We start from the raw sequence: 4,569 nt of genomic DNA on the forward strand, positions 1-4,569 counted from the left end.
CCCTGGTGTTTTACTCAAAACATAATCGGCACAAGCTACAAGCGTATATTCTTCGCCAAACATTTCTCCATCGTTAGAAATAAATGCCAAACGGTCTACATCTGGATCGACAACGATTCCAAAATCGGCTTTTTCTTCGAGAACTAATTTGCAAATATCTCCTAAATGTTCTTTTAGCGGTTCTGGATTGTGTGGAAAATGGCCGTTTGGTGTACAATATAATTTTACCACTTCAACCCCCATTTGTTCTAACAAATTAGGGATAATAATTCCTCCTGAAGAATTTACGGCATCAACGACAACTTTATATTTTCTTTTAGCAACAGCTTCGGCATCAACTAAAGGTAAATTCAATACTTCATCAATATGAATATCCATATATGAATCATTGATGGTGATTTCTCCTAAAGAATCTACATCAGAAAAATCGAAAGCTTCAGCGTCTGCAATTTCTAGAATTTTTGCACCATCGTCACCACTTAAAAACTCACCTTTGGCATTTAATAATTTTAAAGCATTCCATTGTTTTGGATTGTGAGAAGCGGTAAGAATTATTCCTCCATCAGCATTTTCTAAAGGAACTGCAATTTCGACAGTTGGCGTTGTTGAAAGCCCTAAATCGATAACATCAATTCCCAAACCCAACAATGTATTCATAACTAAATTATGAATCATTGGTCCTGAAATTCTAGCATCACGACCTATAACAACTTTTAGCTTGTCTTTATTACTATTTTGTTTTAAGAAAGTCCCATAAGCCGAAGCAAATTTCACAGCATCAACTGGTGTCAAATTGTCTCCAACTTTTCCTCCAATAGTTCCACGAATTCCTGATATTGATTTTATTAAAGTCATTTTTTTATTTTAAATTTTGAATGATAAATTTTAAATTCACACAAATATAAAAAGGTTCAAAGATACTAAGGTACTAAGGCACTAAGTTTTTTTCATATATTTACAAAAACCTTTGCAATTTAGAAGCTGTAGAACCTTAGCGCCTCTTAAAATGAACTATCTCGCTCACATATTCCTTTCTGGAAATAACGATTTACTAAAAATTGGTAATTTTATGGCCGATGGTATTCGTGGAAATGATTATTTGAAATTTCCAGAAGATGTGAAAAACGGAATTATTTTACATCGTCATATAGATACTTTTACAGACGCACATCCAATTTACCGAAAAAGCAAACACCGTTTACACGAAAAATACGGGCATTATGCTGGTGTGATTATGGATATTTTGTACGACCATTTTTTAGCTAAAAACTGGAGTAATTATTCTGATGAAAAATTAGAAGATTATGCAGCGAATTTCTATAAATCGCTCGAAGATAATTACGATATTCTTACAGAAAAAACACAAAATATAATGCCATATATGACCGAAAGAAATTGGTTGGCAAGTTATGCAACCATTGCAGGAATCGAAATGATTTTGTTTCAAATGGATTATCGAACCAAACACAGAGCCAATATGCAAGAAGCGATTGTCGAATTACAAGAATTTTATTCTGAATTTGAAGAAGAGTTTACTTTGTTTTTTGAAGAATTGAGAGCCTTTTGTTTACAACAGATGAAAAAAATATAAAAATTCATTTTCAAATCAATTTTTAAAAGAAGCATCTAAATCGTATCTTTGTTTTTTACTCCAATTATGTTAGAAAACGATAATACCATCGAAGTTATTGGCGCTCGCGTTCATAATCTCAAAAATATAGATATTTCCATTCCGCGTGAAAAACTAGTTGTTATTACTGGACTTTCGGGCTCAGGAAAATCATCTTTGGCTTTCGATACTATTTATGCCGAAGGGCAACGTCGTTATATAGAAACTTTTTCGGCTTATGCCAGACAATTTCTTGGTGGTTTAGAACGTCCTGATGTAGATAAAATTGATGGCTTGTCACCAGTTATTGCCATCGAGCAAAAAACAACTTCTAAATCTCCACGCTCTACAGTAGGAACCATCACCGAAATATATGACTTCCTCCGTTTGCTTTTTGCCCGCGCTGGCGATGCTTACAGTTACAATACGGGTGAAAAAATGGTTTCCTATTCTGATGAGCAAATTAAAGATTTGATTATCAAAGATTTTTCTGGAAAAAGAATCAACATCCTCGCTCCTATTATTCGTGCACGAAAAGGACATTATGCCGAATTATTTCAACAAATTGCCAAACAAGGTTTTCTAAAAGTTCGTATTAATGGTGAAGTTAAAGACATTACCACCGGAATGAAACTCGACCGATACAAAACCCACGATATTGAAACCGTTATCGACCGAATTGTGGTTGATAATACTGATGATGTTCAGAAACGAATATCAGAAAGCATCAATACAGCCATGCATTATGGAGAAAATGTTTTGATGATTTTAGATCAAGATAGTAACGAAGTTCGGTTTTTTTCTAGAAACTTAATGTGCCCAACAACTGGAATATCTTACCAGAATCCAGAACCAAATTTATTTTCATTCAATTCCCCAAAAGGAGCTTGTCCCGATTGTAATGGTTTGGGAACAATTAATGAAATAAATATTAAAAAAATAATTCCAAACCCTAAATTATCTATAAAATCCGGAGGTTTTGCTCCGCTTGGCGAATACAAAAGTTCTTGGATTTTTAAACAATTGGAAATTATTGGCGAAAAATTTGAATTCAAATTAACTGATGCTATCGAAACTATTTCCGACGAAGCCATGGAAATGATTCTAAATGGCGGTAAAGAAAAATTCTCGGTAACATCAAAAATGGCCGGAGTTACTAAAGAATACAAAATCGAATTTGAAGGAATTTCGGCATTTATAAAATCACAACACGATGATTCAGGTTCATCGACCTTAAAACGTTGGGCAAAAGAATTTATGGACGAAGTAAATTGTCCGACTTGCGAAGGTTCACGACTCAAAAAAGAATCACTTTATTTTAAAATAAATGAAGAAAATATCGCCGATTTATCCAATATGGATATTTCAGATTTAACAGCTTGGTTTCATGATTTAGAAAATCATTTATCAGACAAACAAAAACGAATTGCTACTGAAGTTATTAAAGAAATAAAAGATAGATTGAACTTTTTGATGAATGTTGGTTTAGAATATCTAGCCATTAGCCGAAGTTCGAAATCTCTTTCTGGTGGCGAAGCACAACGCATCCGTTTGGCAACTCAAATTGGTTCACAATTGGTTGGTGTTTTGTATATTTTAGATGAACCGAGCATTGGTTTGCACCAACGTGACAATGAAAAACTAATACATTCGTTGGAACAATTGCGAGATATTGGAAACTCTGTAATCGTTGTCGAACATGATAAAGACATGATAGAACGTGCCGATTATGTGATTGATATTGGTCCAAAAGCAGGAAAATATGGTGGCGAAATTATAAGCAAAGGAACACCTAAAGAAATACTAAAAGGAAATACTATTACTGCTCAATATTTGAACGGAACAATGAAATTTGACATTCCAAAAAAACGTCGTGAAGGAAACGGAAAATTTCTTAAACTAACTGGCGCAACTGGGAATAATCTAAAAAATGTTTCGATAGAATTGCCTTTGGGACAACTTATTTGTGTGACTGGAGTTTCGGGTTCAGGAAAATCGACATTAATAAACGAGACGCTCTACCCTATTTTGAATGCATTTTATTTTAACGGTGTTAAAAAACCAAAACCCTACAAAAAAATTGAAGGGCTAGAACATATCGATAAAGTAATTGATATAGATCAAAGCCCGATTGGACGAACGCCACGCTCGAATCCAGCGACGTATACCGAAGTTTTTACCGAAATCCGGAATATGTTTACCATGACTTCCGAAAGTATGATTCGTGGTTACAAAGCAGGACGTTTTAGTTTTAATGTAAAAGGAGGACGTTGCGAAACCTGCGAAGGTTCTGGAGTAAGAACTATCGAAATGAGTTTCTTACCCGATGTTTATGTAGAATGTGAAACGTGTCAAGGAAAGCGTTTTAATAGAGAAACACTGGAAATACGTTTCAAAGGAAAATCGATTTCTGATGTGTTGAATATGACGATTGACGAAGCTGTGCCGTTTTTTGAAATGATTCCGAAAATACACCGAAAAGTAAAAACCTTACAAGATGTAGGTTTAGGCTATATTACTTTAGGTCAACAAAGTACAACGCTTTCTGGTGGCGAAGCGCAACGTATAAAACTCGCTGGCGAATTATCTAAAAAAGATACAGGAAATACATTTTATATCCTCGATGAACCTACAACAGGATTGCATTTTGAAGATATTCGGGTCTTAATGGATGTAATTAATAAATTAGTTGATAAAGGAAATACCATCTTAATTATCGAACACAATATGGACGTGATAAAACTCGCTGATTATATTATAGATATTGGTCCTGAAGGCGGAAAAGGAGGCGGAAATGTCGTTGCTAAAGGAACTCCTGAAGAAGTTGCTAAAAATAAAAAAAGTTATACAGCGCAGTTTTTGAAGAAAGAGTTGGTTTAAAAACACAAATTGATAAAGCATTAAAAAATTAATTACATTTGTTAAAAACAGATTAAAATGAAAGAATCTATAACAATAAA

2 protein-coding genes and 1 pseudogene are annotated in these 4,569 nt (G+C 34.0%); 2 read left to right on the forward strand and 1 reads right to left on the reverse strand.

The window, feature by feature from the left end; translation table 11 throughout:
* Nucleotides 1–855 (reverse strand): annotated as a pseudogene (locus tag ACH2BP_RS06190) (phosphoglucosamine mutase); the annotation flags it as partial.
* Between the two features lie 151 nt (nucleotides 856–1,006).
* On the opposite strand from ACH2BP_RS06190, the gene ACH2BP_RS06195 reads away from it, so the two are divergent.
* Together ACH2BP_RS06195 and uvrA are read left to right on the forward strand one after the other, a co-directional pair.
* Complete coding sequence (locus ACH2BP_RS06195) at nucleotides 1,007–1,591, forward strand: ACP phosphodiesterase (protein WP_395058055.1); 585 nt, start codon at nucleotides 1,007–1,009, stop codon at nucleotides 1,589–1,591.
* Nucleotides 1,592–1,657: 66 nt separating this feature from the next.
* Nucleotides 1,658–4,489: an excinuclease ABC subunit UvrA gene (gene uvrA, locus ACH2BP_RS06200; RefSeq protein WP_395058057.1), complete on the forward strand. Its 2,832-nt coding sequence runs from the start codon at nucleotides 1,658–1,660 to the stop codon at nucleotides 4,487–4,489.
* Nucleotides 4,490–4,569: the final 80 nt, after the last annotated feature.

The organism is Flavobacterium sp., assembly GCF_043756175.1.
In the GTDB taxonomy this organism is placed as follows: domain Bacteria; phylum Bacteroidota; class Bacteroidia; order Flavobacteriales; family Flavobacteriaceae; genus Flavobacterium.